This is a genomic window from Mycolicibacterium sp. SMGY-1XX (assembly GCF_059132455.1).
Genome location: NZ_CP101139.1, coordinates 1,385,901 through 1,406,158, shown reverse-complemented (window position 1 = coordinate 1,406,158; position 20,258 = coordinate 1,385,901). Strand labels below are relative to the sequence as shown.

Here is a 20,258-nt window from a genome sequence, read left to right as displayed (position 1 = left end):
GTGAGCGAGAACCCCTTTGACCCCAGTCTGTGGCGGCCTGTCGACGGCTTCGATTTCACCGACATCACCTACCACCGCGCGCGCGGCGACGCGACGGTGCGGGTGGCGTTCGACCGGCCCGAGGTGCGCAACGCGTTCCGGCCGCACACCGTCGACGAGTTGTACCGGGCGCTCGACCATGCCCGGATGGATCCGTCGGTGGGGGTGGTGTTGCTGACCGGCAACGGTCCCTCACCCAAGGACGGCGGCTGGGCGTTCTGCTCGGGAGGCGATCAACGCATCCGCGGCCGCAGTGGTTACCAGTACGCCGACGGCGAGACCGCCGACACGGTGGATGTGGCGCGGGCGGGCCGGCTGCACATCCTGGAGGTGCAGCGGTTGATCCGGTTCATGCCCAAACCGGTGATCTGTCTGGTCAACGGCTGGGCCGCCGGCGGCGGGCACAGCCTGCACGTGGTGTGCGATCTGACGTTGGCCAGCCGCGAGCATGCCCGCTTCAAGCAGACCGACGCCGATGTCGGCAGCTTCGACGGCGGTTACGGCAGCGCCTACCTGGCCCGGCAGGTAGGCCAGAAGTTCGCCCGCGAGATCTTCTTCCTCGGCGAGGCCTACACCGCCGAACACATGCACCAGATGGGTGCGGTCAACCGCGTCGTCGACCACGCCGACCTCGAGACCGTCGGCCTGGAGTGGGCGGCCGCGATCAACGGCAAGTCGCCGCAGGCCCAGCGCATGCTGAAGTACGCGTTCAACCTGCTCGACGACGGTCTGGTGGGCCAGCAGCTGTTCGCCGGTGAGGCCACCCGGCTGGCGTACATGACCGACGAGGCCGTCGAAGGCCGGGACGCCTTCCTGGAGAAGCGCGACCCCGACTGGACCCCGTTCCCCCGCTACTTCTGAGGGATTTCGGCCCGGTCGCCGAGCTCGAGGTACGAGAGCGAGAGCGGGCCGGGCTGGTGATTTCGGCGCGTTCGTAACCGCTGAGCGGTTACGAACGCGCCGAAATCACGGGATAGGCTGCCGGGCCATGCGCATATTGCTCGCTCCGCTGTGGGTGCGGGCGGCCTATTGGGGCCTGGTGGGTGCCGTCATCGCGCTGCTCGCGGGTGCGTTCTCGGCGGGGTCGCACCGGCCGATCGTGCTGAACTGGCCGTGGGGCACCGTGGCGTTCGTGCTGGTGGCCCTCGGCGTCGCCGCCCTGCTGACCTGGCGCTCGCAGACCGCCCGCCTGCCCTACGCCGCGCAGGTGGAGGGGCTGACGCCGGCGCAGCGGTCGGCGGCCATCCGCGCGACCACCGCGGGACCGGCGCCCGAGGACCCCGAGGTTCTCAAGGCGGCACTGCGGCTGGGGCAGGTCTACCTCGATCAGCAGAAGACCAACCGCCGCCGCTACCAGGTGCTGATGGGTGTCCTCGTCGCGATCGCCCTGTTCCTGTTGGTGGTGGCGGCTGTCGAGGGCGATGCGTGGGGTCTGGTGTACCCGATCATCGTGCTCGTGGTGGTGCCGCTGACGCGGTGGTGGACCGAAGCAGTGGTACAGCGCACGCAGCGGCAGAACCGGATGCTGGTGAACGCCCGCCGATCTGCGCGCAAGAAGCGCGTTTGAACGTTCCGTGAATTGCTGGGCAACTTCGTGGATTGCCCGGGGCAGCACCCTCGGCGTGTGGCTGCGTTGCTGGCGTGCGCCCAAGGCCCTGCGGCAGTGCTGACTGTCGGCACCCCCAGCTAAAGCGCCGACGGTCTGCAGCACACGTATGAAAGTGTGCTTCGACCAATCCGTTCAGTAGGTGCATCTGCAATCAATCCAGCGCCAAAATCCCAGTTCATCACGCTTTATCCATTTCTTTTCCCTGTTCGAGTTGCGCACCCCAACCATCGCGCTCATCCTTTGCTAGAAATCGTGTCGCAAGTTCATTTTCTTCTGGTACCGCCGGGCTGAGAGGTGAGGCAATGGATGCCTTCCGCGTGCTGATAATGGGACTCAACTACGCTCCAGAGCCGGCCGGGGTCGCCCCGTACACAACCGGTCTCGCCAACGGCCTGGCAGCCCGCGGGCACCGGGTCCGCGTCCTGACCGGACTGCCCCACTATCCCCAGTGGGCGATCGCGCCGGGCTACGAGAACGGCCGGCGGGTGAAGCCGGACGACGGGCCTGAGGTCACTCATCTGGTGCACCACGTGCCGCCGCCGGGCAGCCTCTCCGGTCGGTTACGGATGGAACTCAGCTTCGGCCGGCGCCTGGCCTCCTCCTCGTGGGGCACACCCGATGTCATCGTGTGTGTCAGTCCGGCGCTGCTCGCGACGGGCATGGCGATCGCCCGCGCGAAAACGCTGCGGCACCGGCCCGGCATCGGCGTCTGGGTGCAGGATCTTTACGGCCTCGGCGTGGTGGAAACACAGACCGTCGGCAGCCGATCCGGTGCGGCGGTCGCCGCCGCGGAAAGAGCGATCCTGCGCTCCGCCGACGGCCTCGCGGTGATCCATGACCGGTTCAAAGCCAGTGTGGTGACCGGTCTCGGCATCCGCCCCGAGAAGGTCTCGGTGATCAGGAACTGGACGCACGTGAGTCCCTCCAATCCGAGCCGACGCGACCAGACCCGTCTCGAACTCGGCTGGGGCAGCGACGAGATCGTGGCCCTGCACGCCGGGAACATGGGCGCCAAGCAGGGGCTGGAGAACGTCATCGCGACCGCGCAATTGGCCCAAAAGCTGGGCGTGCGAGCGCGTTTTGTGCTCCTCGGCGATGGCAACCAACGCGCGAAGCTTGAGTCACTGAGCCGCGGTGTCGACACGGTGCAATTGCTGGCACCACTGCCCGACGACGAGTATCGCGCTGCGCTGCTCGCTGCTGACGTCCTGCTGGTCAACGAGGCACCCGGCGTCGGCGACATGGCCGTACCGAGCAAGATCACGTCGTATTTCACCTCCGGTAACCCGATCGTCGCCGCCACGCGAGCCGACAGCATCACCGCCTCGGAGATCCTGCGATCGGGCGGAGGCCTGGTGGTACCACCCGATGACCCGGCGGAACTGCTCTCCGCCGTGCGACAACTGGGCACCGATCCCGAGCTCGCCCGCCGCCTGGGGCAAGCAGGCGCCCGGTTCTGCAGCCAGAACCTGTCGATGCCACACGCCATCGACGAATTCGAAACCTGGATCGGCCAACTCGCTTCCACAACTCCACGCACGCCGGCCAATCACGAAAGGTCACTCTAGCGATGACGAAACGCGCACTGATCACTGGAATCACCGGACAAGACGGCTCCTACCTGGCCGAGTTGCTGTTGCAGAAAGGCTATGAAGTGCACGGCCTGATCCGCCGCGCCTCGAGCTTCAACACCTCCCGCATCGACCACCTCTACGTCGATCCGCACGACCCGAATGCCCGGTTGTTCCTCCACTACGGCGACCTCAGCGATGGGGTCCGGCTGGTCACGTTGCTGATGAAGATCGACCCGCACGAGGTGTACAACCTGGCCGCGCAATCGCATGTGAGGGTGAGCTTCGATGAACCTGAACACACCGCAGACACAACCGGTTTGGGATCAACTCGTATCCTCGAAGCTGTCCGCATGGCTGGACTGCACTGCCGGTTCTACCAGGCATCCAGCTCGGAGATGTTCGGCGCCAGCCACCCGCCGCAGAACGAAGAAACCCCGTTCTATCCTCGCTCGCCTTACGGGGCGGCGAAGGTCTACTCGTACTGGATGACGAAGAACTACCGGGAAGCCTACGACATGTACGTGGTGAACGGCATTCTCTTCAACCACGAATCTCCGCGTCGCGGAGAAACTTTCGTCACCCGCAAGATCACCCGCGCGGTGGCCCGCATCAAAGCCGGCGTCCAGCAACATCTCTACATGGGCAACCTGGATGCGGTGCGCGACTGGGGTTACGCGCCGGAGTACGTCGAAGGGATGTGGCGGATGCTGCAGGCCGACGAGCCCGATGACTACGTGTTGGCCACCGGACAACAACACACGGTCCGAGACTTCCTCGAGTTCTCCTTCGAGTACGCCGGTCTCAACTGGGAAGACCACGTTCGCTTCGATGAGCGGTACTTCCGGCCCACCGAGGTGGATTCGCTGATCGGTGACGCCGGCAAGGCCGAGCGGCGGCTCGGCTGGAAAGCTCAGGTGCACACCCCGGAGCTGGCCCGGATCATGGTCGAGGCGGACACCCGGGCGTTGGGGCTGGAGGGCCGGCCGTGGATCGATCAGCCGGCGATTCCGACCTGGCGGCTCAGCGCATGACCGCCCTGGCCGAACTGTCCCGGGTTCCGCTGCAACGAAACGGCGTGACCTATATCGCCGGACACCACGGCATGGTCGGATCCGCGATCTGGCGCCGCTTCCAGCAGGCGGGCTTTCGCCGCCTGGTGGGGCTGTCGTCGAACGAGCTCGACCTCACCGACCGCAACGCGGTGCACGGCTTCTTCCGGGACACCTGTCCCGCCGTGGTGGTGATCGCCGCGGCGAAGGTGGGCGGTATCAACGCCAACAATTGCCACCCGGCCGACTTCCTGTCGCAGAACCTGCAGATCCAGCTGAACGTGATGGACGCCGCCCTGGCCGTCGGTACCCCGCGATTGCTGTTCCTCGGGTCCTCCTGTATCTACCCGAAGTACGCCCCACAGCCGATCCTCGAAAGTTCGTTGCTCACCGGGCATCTCGAGCCGACCAACGATGGCTATGCGATCGCCAAGATCGCCGGAATCCTGCACGTGCAGGCGGTGCGGCGGCAGTACGGGCTGCCGTGGATCTCGGCGATGCCCACCAATCTGTACGGGCCGGGCGACAACTTCTCGCTGGAAGGCTCCCATGTGCTTCCGGCCCTCATCCGGCGCTACGACGACGCCGTCCGCAGCGGGCAGCACAGCGTGACGAACTGGGGATCCGGCACTCCGCGACGAGAGTTCCTGCATGTCGACGACATGGCTGATGCCTGCCTGCACCTGCTGGAGCACTATGACGATGCGGCCCAGGTCAACGTCGGGGTGGGATACGACAACACCATCGCCAGGATCTCCCAGATGGTGGCCCGCGCAGTCGGTTTCGAGGGCCAGACGCGATGGGACACCTCGATGCCCGACGGGACACCACGGAAGCTGCTGGACGTGTCGCTGCTGCGCGACTCGGGGTGGACCCCGAAGATCGACCTCCACCAGGGCATCGCCAGCACCGTCGAGTGGTATCGCAGCAACCGCGATCGGGTCCGCAGATGACCACCCCGCGCCGGTCGCTGGCCGGATTCACCGGCGACGGCTACGACAAGGGCCGCGCTACCGTTGTCCAGCTCCTGTGGTTGGTGGTCTCGACCACCGTGCTCATGCCGTGGTGGTGCCCCGGCGCGGTGCGGGTGGCCGCACTGCGGGCGTTCGGCGCGCGAATCGGTCCGGGCACGCTGGTGCGCCACCGCGTCCGCATCCACTGGCCGTGGAAACTCCACATCGGCGCGAACTGCTGGATCGGCGAGGGGACCTGGATTCTCAACCTCGAGCCGGTCACCCTCGGCGATGACGTCTGCATCTCGCAGGACGTGTTGTTGTGCACAGGCAGCCACGACCGCCGCTCCCCCACCTTCGAATTCGACAACGCACCCATCCGCATCGACGACGGCGCCTGGATCGCGGCACGGGCCACCGTGCTGCGCGGAGTCAAGATCGGCGCCGACGCGGTGGTGGGTGCGACCGCACTGGTACGCACCGATGTCGCGGCGGGAGCGGTGGTCGTGGCACCCGGCGCCGTCGCGCTCTGATAAATGAACCGAGGACCACCACATGCGAATCCTCCACATCGTCACGCTGCTGTCCCCGGACTCGGCCTACGGCGGTCCCGTCCGGGTTGCCCTCAACCAATGCGCGTCCTTGAACGGCCGCGGACACCAGACCATGGTCGCCGCAGCTGCTCGCGGCTATCCCACGCCCCCCACCTCCCTGCAAGGGGTTGACGTGCAGGGGTTCCCGGCGAAGACCATGGTGCCCAACATCGGGTTCGCGGGCCTGCGGGCGGCGGGGATGACGCGCTGGTTGCGACGACACCTCCACGACATCGATGTGGCGCATGTGCACCTGGCCCGCGACTTCGTGACCCTGCCCGCCGCCCGCGTGCTCGCCGAGACCGGAACTCCGTTCGTGGTCCAGCCCCACGGAATGGTGGACCCCAGCAGCCGGCTGCTGGCCAAACCCCTGGACCGGGTGTGGACTCAGCCCACACTGGAAACAGCGGATACGGTGTTCTACCTGAATCCCCGCGAGAAGTACGACCTGAGGTCGGTGGCGCGGCGCCCGCTGTCTCTGCGGGAACTGAACAACGGTGTGCCCGAATCGGTTTCGCGGTCTACCGATGTGCGCCCCAGGCACCGGCCGGAAGTGCTGTTCTTGGCCCGGCTGCACCCGCGCAAACGTCCCGGGATCTTCGTCCAGATGGCTCAGCGCCTGCTCGAGGAGGGATTCGACGTCGATTTCACGATCGCGGGACCCGACGAAGGCGCCAAACGCGACATCGACCGCCACCTTGCCGTGAAACCCGACAGCCGGATCCGCTACGAAGGCTCGGTGGCCCCCGAGGACGTCACGACGCGACTGTCTGCCGCGACCATCTATGTACTGCCGTCGGTCGACGAGCCCTACCCGATGAGTGTGCTGGAGGCCATGGCGGTGGGATCGCCGGTGGTGGTGACCGACAGCTGCGGGCTGGCCCCGATGATCACCGCCACCAAGAGCGGGCTGGTAGCCGGGCCCGACCTCGACTCGCTGGCCGATTCCGTGCGCCAACTGCTCACCAACTCGCTGCTGCTGCGCCGGGCCAGCGCCAACGCCCGCCGAGCCGCGGCCGAGCGGTTGGGTATGGGACCGGTCACCGACATCCTCGAGGAGAGCTATCGTCGCGCTCTGGACGGACACCGCTCGGCGTGACCGACCCCGGGAAACCCGCGCCCCAGAACAGCAACACCCTGATCGGCCGGCGAACACTGCTGACCGCCGGGGCCGCCGCGACCGCGGGCGCCGTGGGGGCCGTGGTCGCCGGCTGCGGCGGGGCCGCCTCGGCGCCGAACTCGCCGCAGTCGGCGATCTGCGACGCTCCGCTCCCGTCACTTCCGCACCCCGTCGAGGGATTCGCCGTCGCGACAGATCCGGCATTCGCCGGGGGCGCCGACCCGACGTGGACGCGCGACTCCTCCGATGCCATCCGCGCAGCCGCGGCCACCGGGATGCCGGTGTATCTGCCGCCGGGGTCCTACCGGTTCCAGGGCCCCGGCATCGACGCGCCGGCACCCGCGATCTTCGGCGCCGGGCAAGGGGCCACCACCGTCTCCCTGCATCCGATGTCGTATTTCATCGACTCCAGCCAACCGTGGACTCGCCTCACGCTCACCGGGATTCGGTTCGACGGTGGCCTCGGCCACGTCCGTAACACCAGTAACCAGTCGAACGTGACCGATATGCACCGGGTATCCGATTGTGCCTTCATGGACTACAGCGGTTGCAGCATCTCGCACAACAGCACCGACCATCCGTACTGGAAGATCGAGAGGAACATCTTCCGCGCGTCGAACTACGTGTCATCGATCGGGATCGCGCTCTCCGGCCTGACCGACGGCACCACCATCTCCGACAACGCGTTCCTGAGCAACAGAGTTCACGTCAAACTCGCCGACGGCGGCAACAACGCCTACATCTACAACAACGACTTCCTGCGGTTCGGTCCTCGAGAAGGTGTACCGCGCATCGACGTGTGGTTCGTGCCGGCGGCAACCGAAGTCAATGCAGGCGCGGGGATGGTGCTGACGCGATGCAAATTCGGCAACGAGTTCCTGGACCGGGACGACCTCCGTATCGTGTACGCCGACGACTCCGCCGGAGAACTGACCAGCGTCCGGTGGCCGGTGCTGGACCAGCCGTCCGTGGGCTGGATCGCTGGGCACACGGTGACGCACGTGTTCACCAACGGCATGGGCGATTCCGCGCTGATACCTCTGGTGCGATCGACGACGTCGAACATCGTCGGCGGCTATTACGGGCCGGTGACCCAGGCCGGCAATACCGGCGCACCGATTCTCTCCAGCGTGAACCGATTGCGCGACAAGGGAAGGAGCAACGTCTTCGGACCACTGCTGAGGGCCAACAGCAGCACGGCCGACCTGCCGGAGTTGGTGGTGTCGGACACCGATTGAGCGCCGTCAGGGCTCGGACAGCGCCGTGTTGATCACCGCCCACAGCCGGTCTGCGAGATAGCGGTGCCCGCCGTCGGTGGGGTGCACATCGTCGGCGCCGATCAGCTCGGGGGTATCTGCCAGCCACGCTTCCTCCAGTGGGTCCACGTACGTGGCTCCCTCGGATTCCGCCGCTTCGCGCAGCACGTCATCGGTGGCCACGGCGGCGTCGCTGGGCGACGGGCCCGGCCACACCGGCCCCACCACGATCAGCTTCGCCGCCGGCGCTCGCTCACGAATGGTGCGCATCGCCTCCCGCGCTGCGGTGCCGAGCTCATCGAGTGACTGACCGACATCATTGGTGCCACCGAAGACGACAACCACCTCATCATCGGCGGTGATCGTGCGGTCCACCGCGTCCAGGAAGGTGACGCCGAACGGGCCCGGGTTCACGTAACCGCTCCCGCCGGTGGCGTCGACCGTCGGCGCAACGGATACGCCCTGCTCGCTCAGCCGGCGCCACACCAGTGCAGGCCAACCCCGTTCCCCCATCCCGCCTTCGGCGGTGCCCGCCGTGTAGGAGTCACCGATCACGGCCACCGGCCGCCGGCGGTCCGCCGGCACCACAATGGCATCCGCATCGTTCTGGGCGGCCCACGCGCCCGCAACGTCCTTGGCCCCGGTCGAGCCGGTGGCCACCGCGATGCCGAGCGACACCACGATGATGACACTGCTGAGGACACCGGCGATCTGCCATCGGAGCGCCGAACGCTGCCCGATCATGACGGCACCACCGCACCGTAGGACAGCCGCGGTATCCGGACCCGCTGCCTGACCAGGTAACCCACCACACACAACACCAGCGCCACCGAGAAGACGCGCCACACCATCCGCGACGAATACTGAAGCGACAGAACCGAGATGATGGCGGCCAACATCAGTGGCAGGAATGCGAGGAAGCCGTACCTGCCGCGCTGGAAGTTGTACCCGGCGTAGCTGCACACCCAACCCATGAAACCGAACAGCCCCATCTGCCCCAGCCACCCGGTGGCGCCGAACCAGCAGCCGGCGAACGACAGCGGCACCCACTCATAGGGCCAGTAGCGCTCCAGTTCCATCGGCTGAGCCGTTCCGGGCAGGATGTTGGCGTTGCCGAGCAGCACATCCAATCCCACCTCGTAACGCACGGACTGTTCGGCGACGGGAACCGACGCGAAGATCGACGCGAGAAGCTGTTTGACCGGCAAGAGGTAGGAATCGGTCGAGGACTGTGCGTTGTCCACCACGGTCGAGACGACGGTCGGTATGTTGACCAGCCCGTGTTGCATACTCCGCGCCTGCAGCACCACCGCAAACGAGAAGACAGCGAGGACAACAAGACCCACGGCACCGAGCAACGACACCACACTGAACCGTCGCGCGACCACACTGTGCCTGATCATCAGGATCGCCCCCACCAGCGGGAAGATCAGGGCGGTTCGACTGCCCGTGCCGGCCAGGCCCACGAACCAGACGATCGATGACGCATAGATCGACAGCCGCATCACTTTGTTCTGTTCGCCGGCCGACATGCCGAGCAACAGCACTCCGACGACCATGGCCAGCGGGAAGGACGCGCGCAGCAGGAAGTCATTGCCGTTGTACTGGCCGTAGAACTCGCGATCGAAGAATGCCGAACCCACACCCGCCACCCAGGCGCAGAAGCCGCCGACCGAGATGGCCAGGAGGGTGAGTTTGGCCCGTTGCGAGGGCTGCCACACCGCCTTCTCGGCGGCGAACAGCGCCGGCACCCGAGGAACACAGAACGCGCCGGCGGCCGCACCGATGGCCGCCCAGCAGAACGCCTGCACGGCAAGGGAACTCTCGAATGCGGGGGCGATGACGCGCGGGGGCAGCCCGGCACCGCCGGCGTCCTTGGCCCACTCCCAGATCGGGCCGCCCAGCGCCGCGGTGAACATGACGGCCGCCATCGTGACCGCCGGAACCGCAGCACGATTCACCCGCAGCATCCACCACAGCGATCCCCCGGTGACGATTCCCGCCGCCAGCACCAGCGCGCTATTGAACACCGTGGCCCCGTCCGTGCGAATTTAGCACGGGGTCAGGTCCGCGCGCCGCGGTCCCCCCGCCGGGACCTGCCGCGGCCGCGGGGGCCCGCTTCGGCGACCCGTCGACGATGAAGACACCTTTGACCGCGGTGCCGTGCGCCTCCAGAATCGCGCACACGTCGGCAACCGAACGGACCAGGGTGACACCCTTGCGGCAGACCAGAATCGTGTCGAACGGCCGCGAGAACAGCAAGGAGGCCTGGCGGCCGTCATCGAGCAGGGTGGGTGCCACGAACACGGTGTACTTGGCGTCATCGACATCCACCACGTCGACCTCCAGCAGCGGTGTGCTCCGAAGGGGGATGTCGCGACTCGTCGCCGAATCGACAAGCTGGTCGACGAACTGCGCACAGCCGTCAGACGCGGTGGCCGCCACGAACAACAGTGGCGCCGGCCGCGGTGAACCCAGGATCAGCGCCTGCGCCCGTTCCAGGTCGATCGATGTCCCGCTCAGTCGCACCGTCTCGACGAACGGCGTGGCGATCAATTTCCGCAGCGCATCCGGCGCGCGTACCACCGGGTGCTTGCGGTTGTACCACACGCTGACCAGGGCACCGATCCCCGCGCCGAGCACACCCGAAACAGTCAGCAGCAGTGCGGGTTCCAGACCCAGCTGCACCGCGGGAAGCTGATCCGGCGGGGTGACAACGCCCACCGTCGGCCCCTCGCGGACACCACTCTGCGCCTCGACGGCTTGAGCGAAGTCCGGAAGCGCCACCCCGTAGGCCTTCGCCAACGCGACCGCGGATTCGGGCGTGGGCCCCGTGACGTCGATGCGGATGAGAGACGTCTGGTGAATGGCCGTGGCGCTGACCCGATCCGTGATCTCGGCGGCAGACAGGGGAACATCGAGGGATTGGGCCACCGCCGTCAGCAGGGGTTCGCTGGTGATCAGCGACAGATACAGCTGCGCACGGTTGGACGCGTACTCGTCGCCCATCACCGCATCGGTGGGGCTGGAGCTCACAGGTGGAGCGATGTAGACGGTGATGCTCGCCTGATACGACGTGCCCGGCAGGTAGGCGACGGCGGCGCCGCCCAGCAGACCGAGCAGCAGCCCCGCCATCATCATCAGTCCGGCCCGCCCCAAAAGCCTTGTCTTGAGCATCAACTCGACTCCCTCACTGGCCGGCTCATCGTCCCGCCCTGCTGTCCATCGCCCAGACGACCACCGGTGACATCAGGTCGGCGATCCTGGTGTGTCCGGCGTCGGTGGGATGTACGTTGTCCTGCCCCAGAAGGCCCACGCCGACGCTGAACCAGTGGTCGGCGATGGGGTCGATGAACCGCGCCGCAGCTTCGCCGGCGGCCGAGGCCACCGCGTCCCTGATCGAGAGGAGCTGCCGGGGTGGATCGTCGTCCATCCAGGTGGGCCCGACCACCACCACCGAGGCAGCGGGCGCGATCGCGGTGATTCGTCTGTAGGTCTCCGTCGCCGCCGCCTTGACGTCGACGGGTGCGGCCACGATGTCGTTGCGGCTACCGCAGATCACCACCACATCGGTTGCCGGCCCGACCAACCGGCTGACCTGGTCGGGGAAGGTGAGCCCGGTCCCGCGCGCCACGTACCCCGACCCGGCGCCGGTGGAGGTGTCGGTGATGACCCTCGCTGGCCGTGCCTGGTTGATCAGCGCCCCGATCTGAGCGGTCCAGTTCTTGTCGCCTCGTCCGCCCTCGTCGGAACCGGCGGTGAAGTCGCCGATCACCACGATCTGTTCGTCGAAGAAACTGGCGGCGCCGTTGTCCGGGGCCGCCGTCCCCGGGTTCGCGTCGCCGGTGAGAGGCAGCACCGAGAACCGGGGTGGTTGAGACGCATTCACGCGATGTGCGACGGCCACGCCCAGCAGTGTGGTCACCACCATCAGCAGTACAGCGGCGACGGTGCCGATGGTCTTCATTGCACCGCCACCTCCACCTTGGCGGGCGCTGCTTCGGCCGGCGGACCGGACGACCCAACACTGCGGCCGGCCTGGGCGCCGGCCCGGAACAGCGCATTGCGGGCGTGGACGGCGACGATCCCGATCACCGGAATCCCCATGCCCTGCAGCAGATACACCGCGTCGTGCAGATCCGGCAGCAGCGTGTGCCTGAAGGTGACGACGAGCAGACACGAATTCGCCTGTGCGGCGAGTGTGATGGCGGTGGGTGACACGAGCAGCGGCGGACCCGCCACCACGGTGTGCTCGGAGCGGGTGTCGAACACCGCGCCGGCCTCACCGAGCGTGCGTCTCATGATCAACGTGTCGATCCCGTCGGCCTTGGTTCCGAGACCGACGTGCGTGAGGTTGTTGACCGCGCCGGCCTCCGCGCAGTCGCCCCAGGACGCCTCGCCGGCAAGGACATCGGTGAACCCGGCCACCGCGCGGTGCTCGCCGTCCGGACGCGCCCACACCGCGGTCACGGTGCGTCCGTAGGCCGCCAGAGCCGCGCCGAAACCGCCCGCGAGCCGCCCGACAACACTGTCGGAGGCGGCGTCGAGTCCTGTGACCAGCACCGCCCCCGACCCTCGCCCATCTGCCGTGCACCCCAGTGCGATCCTGCGGAAGGTGGCATCGCCGGCCTGGAGCACACCCTCTCGGGACTCCACGGTGCCGCGGTACGGCAGCCCGGCCCGGGCGATCTGACCGGCGTTACGGATCACCTCGTCGGTGCGGTCCCGGTACAGCGCCAACAGTGTGCCTGCGATGAATCCGGCCAGCCCCGCCAGCAGCGCAGTGCTCAGGGGGTTGCCGACGCGCGAGACCGCCGGTGGATCGCTGGTGAGGTTCACTCCGGTCAGTGAGCCGTCCCGGCCGGGCTGTTCGAGTTGGGCCACATACTGTTTGAAGACCTGTTCGACGGTCGCCAGGATCCTGACCGCGTCGTCGGCCGAGGGCGCGGTCACCGAGACCACCAGCATCGGCATCGCCGCGGAGATCTGGGCGTCCAACGACGCTCGGATCAGCTCCGGCGTGAACCGATCGCCCAGAGCGTGCGCGGCCCGGGTGGCCACCTCGGCGCTGTCGATCAGCTGGGCGTAGGTGGGCGCGCGGAGTTGAGCAACGCGCTCACCGCTGTAGGCGTCCACCGCGGTGCCGAGACTGCCGTAGGTGGCGATCATCACCCGGCCCTGCGCCGTGTACTGCACCGGACCGGCCAACGACCACGCCAATGACACCGACGAACCGAGCAGGGTGCAGATCACCACAATTCGCCAGCGGTGACCCAGTACCCGGAAAATCTCTTGAATCTCCACACACTCCCCCTTGCTGTAAACCAGCCCTCACCACGCGTGGACGTCGACGAAATACGACCGGTGATCACTGACCGCAACCTGTTGGAACACCTGATACGTCACGACCGACCCGCGGTTGGTGGTGATCCGGCTGTCGCTGTACACCCGCGTCCGGCCGTCAGGCCCGTCGATCCGCGCGACACCCTTGTCGTAGTTGATCTCGATGGTGATGCGGTACGTGGTGTCGTCGGACAGCCTCTCGGCGAAGGTCTCCGATCCGACGCTGGCCACCCGGCCGTTGTTGACGACGCTGAATTCGATCTTGGTGGGGGTGATCACCACGTGACAGGGCGAGGTCAGGTTCGACATGGCCGTGTCATTCTGCGGCGCATCAACACCGACGATGATTGCCGCAGAGCCGTTGTCGGTGCTACCGGGCCGGAACCCGAACTGCGCGGCCACCTTCGACACGGCGTCGGGCAGATCGGCGGAGATGTACCCCGAAGCCGGTCCTGCCGCCACGGCATTGTTGGTGAGCTTGCCGTCGCTGATCCTGAGCTCAGCTCCAGCGGCACCGTTGGTGGATTCGAGCCACGGTTGCCCGCTGTCGGCCACCAGCACCGGACCGTTGGGCAGCACCGCGAAGTTCTGGAACAGAACCGGTCCCGTCGCCGGGGTGATGCCGCGGTACAGCGCGACGGTCACTGCCGCCAGGACCACCGCGGTCACGACACCCAACAGGTACGCCGCCCCCAACGCCGCGTCGGTCCACTTCTGCGCACGGCCCAGAATCGGTGCTGCCGAGATTGTTTCGGTTTCGCCGGGAGATGGCTCCTCCAAGACGGCACCGCGGCGCCGGTTCATGATGCTTCGCATGTCGACGGGGCCGGAGCACCGGCGAACCGGTTGCCGATCCATGCGGCGATGAGCTCGGTGTCGCCGAGATCGTTGTGCCCCGCCGTGGGGATCTCGACATGCTCGATGATTCCACCGCCGCGACAGCTGCGTTTCACCGCCACCGACACCCAGTCCGGGACCACCGTGTCGTCGCGCAGACCGTTGACCACGAGCATGGGGGCAGACAGCGATTCCTGCGGCAGGGCGATGCGCCGCAGGGCATCACGCAGGACGTTCTCATCGCGGATGCTGGTCGGTCCCACCTCGTCGGCGTTGAGGACAGCGGCGTGGGCGGACAACGGGCGGGGGCCGCATCCGATGAGTGACTGCCGCAGGCCGGCCACCCGGCCACGCAGGAAGTGGTCGGCGCGCACGGACGGGTCATACGTCGACAGGCCGGCGATCAGCATGGGGAACAACGCCAGCTGCGACTCCGTGAGTGTCCCCGCCATGGCCCGGTCGGCGAGTTCGCTCAGCTCGACCGCGGGTGAGAGTGCCACGGTGCCGAGCAGGTCGAGCCCCGCACCGTAGAACCTGTTGAACTCGTTGACGGCCCACGCCGCCTGCCCGCCTTGCGAAGGACCGATGGCCACCCACCGGGTTCCCACCGTCGGGTACAGGTTCCGCAGGGCCCGCACCGCGTCGATCACGTTGTACGCCGCGGTCCTCGGCTCCAGGTACGGATGCTCACCCTCGTCGCCCAGACCTTCGTAGTCGGTGACGGCGACGGCGAAGCCGGCACGCACGAAAGACGTCACGGTTGGGGCATCGCCGAACAGGTCAGGTGACTGCGAGGGCGCGCAGCCATGGGTGATCCCGGTGGTGCCGTGCGCCCACGCCAGTACCGGCCATCCCCCGGCCGGCGGCGGTCCGGGCGGAAGGAAGAAGGTGCCCCCGACCCGGGTCTGGCCGCCGGTCACACCGGAGGTCGACAGGTACACCGCCTGCACGTCGGAGATGCGTTCTGCACCCGACGATGCGAAGGTGGCGGAAACCACTTCCCCTCGCGTCGCCACTGTTTTCTCGCTCGCCGCCGGAGCGACGGTGGCCAACGGCGTGGGGATGGCCGCAGACGCGTCGGCGGGTCCGTCGCCTTCCTGGACGGCAACGCAGCCGGAAACCAACCACACCAGCGAAACTGCCAGCCCTACAACGTGATACCGGTTCATGATCACCTCCTGCGGCGTCATCGGGTGTGCTGCGCCGGTTTTCGCGTGCCGTGTCGCCGGTAGACGAGCGTGGCCGGGAGGACGAACAGCACGGGGTTGGCGATGGCAGCCACCGTGAAACCCCACACCAAGCTGGTGTCGACGCCGCCCAACAGGTAACCGGCGGCGTAGCCGCACACGGTGGTCAGCACCAGCACCGTGCGGCCGATGGTGGGGATGGCGTGGTGGCCGAGCAGGCGCAAGGTGAAGGTGTCGATCATGGCGAAACCCGTGGTGAGTGCCAGGGCACCGACCAGGAGCACCCCCACCACCAGTGAATGGTTGTCCACCCCACGCAGATTCACGCCGGTGACGAGCAGGAAACCGAGCAGTGCCAGCACCAGAACGAGCGACAGTGCGCCCAGGATGACGGCCAGCCTTCTGCCCCGCCTGATCAGATCGGCGTCGTGGGCGTGGGATTCGCGGGTGGCGCCGTCGGACAACAGGTTGTACGCCGAGGCGGCCAGCACGAGATTAAGCGGGCCCAGCAGCGTCTGGGCCAGCCGTACACCGCCGATGTACTCCGAGGACCCGACGCTGCCGAACACCAGCAGCGGCACGGTCGACACTGCCTGCCCCATGACAAAATCGACGAACTGGGACGACGCGTCGCGCCACAGCAGCCGCAGCGAGACGTGACCGGACACGGCCGGCAGCCGTAACCCGAGGTAACCCAGGGTGGTCAGGTAGGTCAGGTTCACGAAAAGGAAGAACACGTCGACGTCGGCGCTCCACCACAACACCGCCGGCGCCAGCAGCGTCACCGCAAGCCGCGAGATGTCGCCTCGGGCCACCTCCCAGCGCCGGTCCAGCGCCATCGCGCGCATACGCAACCACTCCACCAGCACCGGCAGGGTCGCGCTCAGCCCAAAGGCTGTCAGCCACAACGGATCTGTCACACCGAGAAATACCGCGGTGACGGCCGTCAGCAGACCTGTGCAGGCGGCGCCGAGGGCGGCACTTCCGGTATCGACATGAGCGTTCTTGTTCGTGCGGATCTCGATGAGGGCCGGCTGGAACATCGCTGCCCGCACCGCACCCATGGCAGTCATGGACACCAGGATCAAGAGCGAGAAGGTGGTGAAGTCGCGCGGTGTCATCACCGCCGCCGCCGCCACCATCGCCAACGCCCCGGCCCCGCTGGAGCTGGCCTGCGCCAGAAGCAGCGGTTGTTCGGCGAGGCGACGTGCGACGCCGGTGAGCGTCGGCACTTATCCCGCCCCGCTCAGGACGGTCGACCCGAGGTACCCGGCGGGATTCTCGGCGACCGCGGAGATGACCCGGTCGATGTCCGCTCTGTCATACGAGCCGGAGAAGTACGACGCGGTGAAGTGGAAGCAGCTCTCCTGGTCGCACATGGCCGTGATGGTGATCTGATGGGGCAGGGTCGGATCATTGATCAGTACATAGGCCACCGGCTGCCCGTCACCGAGCCACTTGATCTTCTTCATCGACGGATGCCGGGAAGGATCCGAGAAGGTCAACCGCGTCTTGGTGGGCCACTCGGAGGCGAGCGGTTTGTCCTTCGGCCAGCCCCGGAGCCGGCGCTTGGCCACCGATCCCGCAAGCCGCACCAACGGTGCCGCGCCCTTGAGGGCCGACGCGAACTCGGCCCCGAACTGCTGAACATCGATTCCGGGCGGTGCGGTCAGATCGGCTACCGCCGACAGATTGGCCAGCGTCGTGTGCCCCTCACCCAGGTAGCGGCGCAGGTCGACGAGCACGCTCAGATCATCGGTGGTTTCCAGACCGTGCGCTTCGAAGGCAGCGCGCAGCGCGTAGACGACGGCCGCGGTGACCGAGGTTTCCGGAAAGTGCTGTTTGCGCAACGCTTTGACGGTGCCGAGGAACTCGGGACCGGTCTTGACATAGGTCATCACGATGTCCTCGACCCCGACGGGTGGGTACGCCCGGGTGGGCAAGGCGGCAACCGCCGAGTTTCCGCGCAGTCCTTCGACGATGCTGCGCGGCGAACTCCGCAGCGTTCGGCCCAGCGCCGACAGCAGCGGCCGCCGGACGTTGGGCATCAGATAATCGGTGATGTCGGAGCCCGTCGCCACGGCAGTGAGCTCGAGACATGCGGTGGCGTCTCCGATGCCGTGGTCGAAGCTGAGCATCACGTAGTCACCACAGAAAGTCACCACCAGCGGCTCGTTCTGGGTGGACGCGCGGGCGACGAAACCCTCGAAGTCGGAGAGCATCTCATCAAAATCCTGGGCGGGAACAATGGTCACCGCACCACAGCTTTCGGGATCGAAGAGCCACTTGTCGGTGGTCGACGACGGCTGCAGGCCCACCCGGGCCGAGGGGCCGCGTTGAGCCAGCCGCTGGAAGGACGCCAGGGTGTGCTCGGCTCCGAGATGTCGCACCGGGCCGATCAGCAGTGATGTGCGCTTGCCCGCGAACGCCACATCTGTCGGGCCGACCTTGACGTACCGCTTGCCTTTGTGGACATTCATCGACTGACCTCACCTTTCTCGAGCACCTCAGTACGCACCTTTGCGCTCCAAGACGGCACCAACTGTTTTCACCACGATCAGCAGATCCCCCACCATGGACCAGTTGTCCACATACGAAAGATCCAGCCGCACAGCGTCACTCCAGTCGAGATCCGAGCGACCACTGACCTGCCACAGCCCGGTGATGCCCGGCTTGACCAGGAGCCGGCGCAGCACGTCACGGTCGTACCTGTCGGCTTCCCTGCGCAAGGGTGGGCGTGGACCCACCACACTCATCTCATTGCGCAGCACGTTGATGAACTGGGGAAGCTCGTCGATGCTGAGCTTGCGCAGGACGCGTCCCACCCGGGTGACGCGAGGGTCGTCACGGATTTTGAACAGCACACCGTCGCTTTCGTTGTGCGACAGCAGGCTCGGGAGCTGTTTGTCCGCGTCTTGAACCATGGTGCGGAACTTCAGCATCGGGAACGGTTCGCCGCCGATACCGATGCGCTCGGAGCAGTAGAGCACCGGTCCCCGGTCGGACAGTTTCACCGCCAGCGCAGCGATGAGCAGGATCGGGGACGCCACCGCCAGAACCGCAACGGCGAAACAGACGTCGAACGCCCGCTTCTGGAAGCGTTTGGTTCCGTGGTACTGCGGCTTCTCCACGTGCAGCAGCGGCAGGCCGGAGATGGGCCGCATCACCAGACGGGACAACGCGACATCGGCCACCCCCGTGGCCAGGATGAGGTCGACCCCCATCGGTTCGAGCTCCCAGGCCAGGCGCTGGACGCCACGAACCCCGAACGAGTCGGCACTGGTGATCATCACGGTGTCCGCACCACACGTGTGGGTGGCGTCGACCACGTGTGCCTCACCACCGATGATCGGGATATCGCCGCCGTCGATGCTCAGATACTCACCGCGCGGTTCGCCGTAGCCGGCCACACCGACGCCGACGATCTGGAAGCCTTCCCTGGGATTGCGCGTCAGCTCGGCGGCGAGTTCACGCACCGCGGCGAGATCTCCGAAAGCCAGCACCGCGGTCTGGTAGTGCCCCTGACCGCGGCGGCTCGAAATGTGCTTACGCCAACCGTATCTCGCGAGTACGAGGCCCATGGTGCCGACGGGCAAGGCCACCGCCAGGTAGCCGCGCGCGATGTCGACGCGGAGCAGGAGTGTGACGATTGCGATTGCCCCGAACGTCCAGAACGATGCCGAGATCACCCGCCGGTACTCCTCGAAGCCGCTTCCGATCACTCGCGGGGATCGGCTGCGGGACGAGGCCAGCGCGTAGAGCCAACCGACCGCGAACAGTACCGAGAACGTAGGGACGAACCACCGCGGATAACCCGCCGGCATCAGATCGGAACCGAACCGAACGTACTGCGCCAAGACCACCGCCGCGCACACCACGACGGCGTCGGTCACTCGTAGCCGTGCGGCGTAGCGACGTTGCCAACTGGTGCGCTCGAATACTCCCGCGGGTACCCGTACCACCGGTGACTGTCGCGGAGCGGTCATAAGTCGCGGCACCAACGCTTCTCCGTAGCCGCTGGCCTGCCGGTCTGACGGCGCAACCACCGCGGCGATACGCGCACCGCCCCTGGCGTTCTCGTCGCCGAGCGGCCACATCTTCATCTGGTCCACAGTCGGCCCCCGCACCCACAGTGCCCCGACCGGCCCTCCACACAGCTGGGTTCGGCGCCGGCGAGCGCGCCGTCCCTGGCCTGAGCTGCAGTCACCGCGCCCTCCCGTACAGCAGATAACTGACATTGATTTGCTGTGGACCCTACGGCGGCCGTTGTCTCCGTGCAGTCCGAGAATCGGCCGTTCGTTCCCGACGAAAGGACCACTTTGTTTGCTGAATGATGCTCAGTGATGGTTTTTTGGTGCCGGTTCGCGTTCCTGTTGCACCTGGCGACGCTTTGCGCCGACGCCGACTCCGGCTCCAAGAAAGCAGATCGGACACCGGGCGCAGACTCACCATCGGGATGTGGCGCGACCGCCTTGCGAGCCTTGTTATACCTGATCAAGCTTTGTTACCAACAGTTTAACGGGAGCAACCGAGACGGCAGATCCACCGAATGCCGCAGTGGTTTTCCCGCAGCCGGCGACTACCCCATTTCCGGAATGGGACTCATCGTGAGTTGTGTTCACGACTGCGTGGGCTTACGCTCTCGGCAAATCACAGAAAATTGCCTGTCGAGCCGATCCGGCCGGCGTGCAGAGCAGA

At 66.8% G+C, this 20,258-nt stretch carries 18 protein-coding genes; 8 read left to right on the top strand and 10 right to left on the bottom strand.

From position 1 onward, the window contains the following. The 8 genes from NL241_RS06930 to NL241_RS06895 all read left to right on the top strand — a co-directional run bounded on the left by NL241_RS06930 (position 1) and on the right by NL241_RS06895 (position 8,175). Entirely contained in the window at positions 1 to 900 is a 900-nt protein-coding gene (locus NL241_RS06930; RefSeq protein WP_494397117.1) for a 1,4-dihydroxy-2-naphthoyl-CoA synthase, read from the top strand. A 127-nt stretch (positions 901 to 1,027) separates the two neighbouring features. Beyond that, a complete protein-coding gene (locus NL241_RS06925) occupies positions 1,028 to 1,606 on the top strand; it encodes a hypothetical protein (RefSeq protein ID WP_494397116.1) in 579 nt (192 codons plus the stop codon). 344 nt (positions 1,607 to 1,950) lie between these two features. Then, positions 1,951 to 3,216: a glycosyltransferase family 4 protein gene (locus tag NL241_RS06920; RefSeq protein ID WP_487691590.1), complete on the top strand. Its 1,266-nt coding sequence runs from the start codon at positions 1,951 to 1,953 to the stop codon at positions 3,214 to 3,216. Between the two features lie 2 nt (positions 3,217 to 3,218). Next, positions 3,219 to 4,253, top strand: a complete 1,035-nt coding sequence (gene gmd / locus NL241_RS06915) for a GDP-mannose 4,6-dehydratase (protein ID WP_487691592.1) — start codon at positions 3,219 to 3,221, stop codon at positions 4,251 to 4,253. Then, a complete protein-coding gene (locus NL241_RS06910; RefSeq protein ID WP_494398255.1) occupies positions 4,250 to 5,224 on the top strand; it encodes a GDP-L-fucose synthase family protein in 975 nt (324 codons plus the stop codon). Before gmd ends, NL241_RS06910 begins: the two co-directional genes overlap by 4 nt. Then, positions 5,221 to 5,757, top strand: a complete 537-nt coding sequence (locus NL241_RS06905) for an LbetaH domain-containing protein (protein WP_487691593.1) — start codon at positions 5,221 to 5,223, stop codon at positions 5,755 to 5,757. The genes NL241_RS06910 and NL241_RS06905 overlap by 4 nt, the downstream gene beginning before the upstream one ends. A gap of 22 nt (positions 5,758 to 5,779) precedes the next feature. After that, positions 5,780 to 6,916: a glycosyltransferase gene (locus tag NL241_RS06900; protein WP_494397115.1), complete on the top strand. Its 1,137-nt coding sequence runs from the start codon at positions 5,780 to 5,782 to the stop codon at positions 6,914 to 6,916. Then, positions 6,913 to 8,175, top strand: a complete 1,263-nt coding sequence (locus NL241_RS06895) for a right-handed parallel beta-helix repeat-containing protein (RefSeq protein WP_487691595.1) — start codon at positions 6,913 to 6,915, stop codon at positions 8,173 to 8,175. The genes NL241_RS06900 and NL241_RS06895 overlap by 4 nt, the downstream gene beginning before the upstream one ends. Positions 8,176 to 8,181: 6 nt before the next feature. On the opposite strand, the gene NL241_RS06890 is transcribed toward NL241_RS06895, so the two are convergent. The 10 genes from NL241_RS06890 to NL241_RS06845 are packed head-to-tail and all read right to left on the bottom strand — an operon-like array spanning position 8,182 to position 19,657. Beyond that, a complete protein-coding gene (locus NL241_RS06890; protein WP_487691597.1) occupies positions 8,182 to 8,937 on the bottom strand; it encodes an SGNH/GDSL hydrolase family protein in 756 nt (251 codons plus the stop codon). Then, a complete protein-coding gene (locus tag NL241_RS06885) occupies positions 8,934 to 10,223 on the bottom strand; it encodes an O-antigen polymerase (RefSeq protein ID WP_494397114.1) in 1,290 nt (429 codons plus the stop codon). The genes NL241_RS06890 and NL241_RS06885 overlap by 4 nt, the downstream gene beginning before the upstream one ends. After that, positions 10,213 to 11,370, bottom strand: coding sequence for a YveK family protein (locus tag NL241_RS06880; protein WP_494397113.1), 1,158 nt, complete (start codon positions 11,368 to 11,370; stop codon positions 10,213 to 10,215). Before NL241_RS06880 ends, NL241_RS06885 begins: the two co-directional genes overlap by 11 nt. Positions 11,371 to 11,395: 25 nt before the next feature. Continuing rightward, complete coding sequence (locus NL241_RS06875) at positions 11,396 to 12,160, bottom strand: SGNH/GDSL hydrolase family protein (protein WP_487691601.1); 765 nt, start codon at positions 12,158 to 12,160, stop codon at positions 11,396 to 11,398. Beyond that, entirely contained in the window at positions 12,157 to 13,497 is a 1,341-nt protein-coding gene (locus NL241_RS06870) for a Wzz/FepE/Etk N-terminal domain-containing protein (RefSeq protein ID WP_494397112.1), read from the bottom strand. Before NL241_RS06870 ends, NL241_RS06875 begins: the two co-directional genes overlap by 4 nt. Before the next feature lie 27 nt (positions 13,498 to 13,524). Continuing rightward, positions 13,525 to 14,340, bottom strand: a complete 816-nt coding sequence (locus NL241_RS06865; RefSeq protein WP_494397111.1) for a hypothetical protein — start codon at positions 14,338 to 14,340, stop codon at positions 13,525 to 13,527. Beyond that, on the bottom strand, positions 14,337 to 15,563 hold the full coding sequence (locus tag NL241_RS06860; protein ID WP_494397110.1) for a lipase family protein: 1,227 nt from the start codon (positions 15,561 to 15,563) through the stop codon (positions 14,337 to 14,339). Before NL241_RS06860 ends, NL241_RS06865 begins: the two co-directional genes overlap by 4 nt. Beyond that, positions 15,560 to 16,792 (bottom strand): MATE family efflux transporter, encoded by a 1,233-nt coding sequence (locus NL241_RS06855; protein WP_494397109.1) that lies wholly within the window; start codon positions 16,790 to 16,792, stop codon positions 15,560 to 15,562. Before NL241_RS06855 ends, NL241_RS06860 begins: the two co-directional genes overlap by 4 nt. Then, complete coding sequence (locus tag NL241_RS06850; RefSeq protein ID WP_487691606.1) at positions 16,793 to 18,040, bottom strand: hypothetical protein; 1,248 nt, start codon at positions 18,038 to 18,040, stop codon at positions 16,793 to 16,795. It abuts the gene before it with no gap. A gap of 27 nt (positions 18,041 to 18,067) precedes the next feature. Then, the gene (locus NL241_RS06845; RefSeq protein ID WP_494398254.1) at positions 18,068 to 19,657 is read right to left on the bottom strand and encodes a sugar transferase; all 1,590 of its coding nucleotides are present in this window, start codon (positions 19,655 to 19,657) and stop codon (positions 18,068 to 18,070) included. Positions 19,658 to 20,258: the final 601 nt, after the last annotated feature.

What these genes read in the sequence shown, in the direction of transcription:
- NL241_RS06875 (WP_487691601.1), bottom strand. Translation starts at nt 12,160, where the DNA reads ATGAAGACCATCGGCACCGTCGCCGCTGTACTGCTGATGGTGGTGACC.
- NL241_RS06860 (WP_494397110.1), bottom strand. Translation starts at nt 15,563, where the DNA reads ATGACGCCGCAGGAGGTGATCATGAACCGGTATCACGTTGTAGGGCTG.
- gmd (WP_487691592.1), top strand. Translation starts at nt 3,219, where the DNA reads ATGACGAAACGCGCACTGATCACTGGAATCACCGGACAAGACGGCTCC.
- NL241_RS06905 (WP_487691593.1), top strand. Translation starts at nt 5,221, where the DNA reads ATGACCACCCCGCGCCGGTCGCTGGCCGGATTCACCGGCGACGGCTAC.
- NL241_RS06910 (WP_494398255.1), top strand. Translation starts at nt 4,250, where the DNA reads ATGACCGCCCTGGCCGAACTGTCCCGGGTTCCGCTGCAACGAAACGGC.
- NL241_RS06890 (WP_487691597.1), bottom strand. Translation starts at nt 8,937, where the DNA reads ATGATCGGGCAGCGTTCGGCGCTCCGATGGCAGATCGCCGGTGTCCTC.
- NL241_RS06925 (WP_494397116.1), top strand. Translation starts at nt 1,028, where the DNA reads ATGCGCATATTGCTCGCTCCGCTGTGGGTGCGGGCGGCCTATTGGGGC.
- NL241_RS06850 (WP_487691606.1), bottom strand. Translation starts at nt 18,040, where the DNA reads ATGAATGTCCACAAAGGCAAGCGGTACGTCAAGGTCGGCCCGACAGAT.
- NL241_RS06920 (WP_487691590.1), top strand. Translation starts at nt 1,951, where the DNA reads ATGGATGCCTTCCGCGTGCTGATAATGGGACTCAACTACGCTCCAGAG.
- NL241_RS06880 (WP_494397113.1), bottom strand. Translation starts at nt 11,370, where the DNA reads ATGCTCAAGACAAGGCTTTTGGGGCGGGCCGGACTGATGATGATGGCG.
- NL241_RS06900 (WP_494397115.1), top strand. Translation starts at nt 5,780, where the DNA reads ATGCGAATCCTCCACATCGTCACGCTGCTGTCCCCGGACTCGGCCTAC.
- NL241_RS06845 (WP_494398254.1), bottom strand. Translation starts at nt 19,657, where the DNA reads ATGTGGCCGCTCGGCGACGAGAACGCCAGGGGCGGTGCGCGTATCGCC.
- NL241_RS06865 (WP_494397111.1), bottom strand. Translation starts at nt 14,340, where the DNA reads ATGAACCGGCGCCGCGGTGCCGTCTTGGAGGAGCCATCTCCCGGCGAA.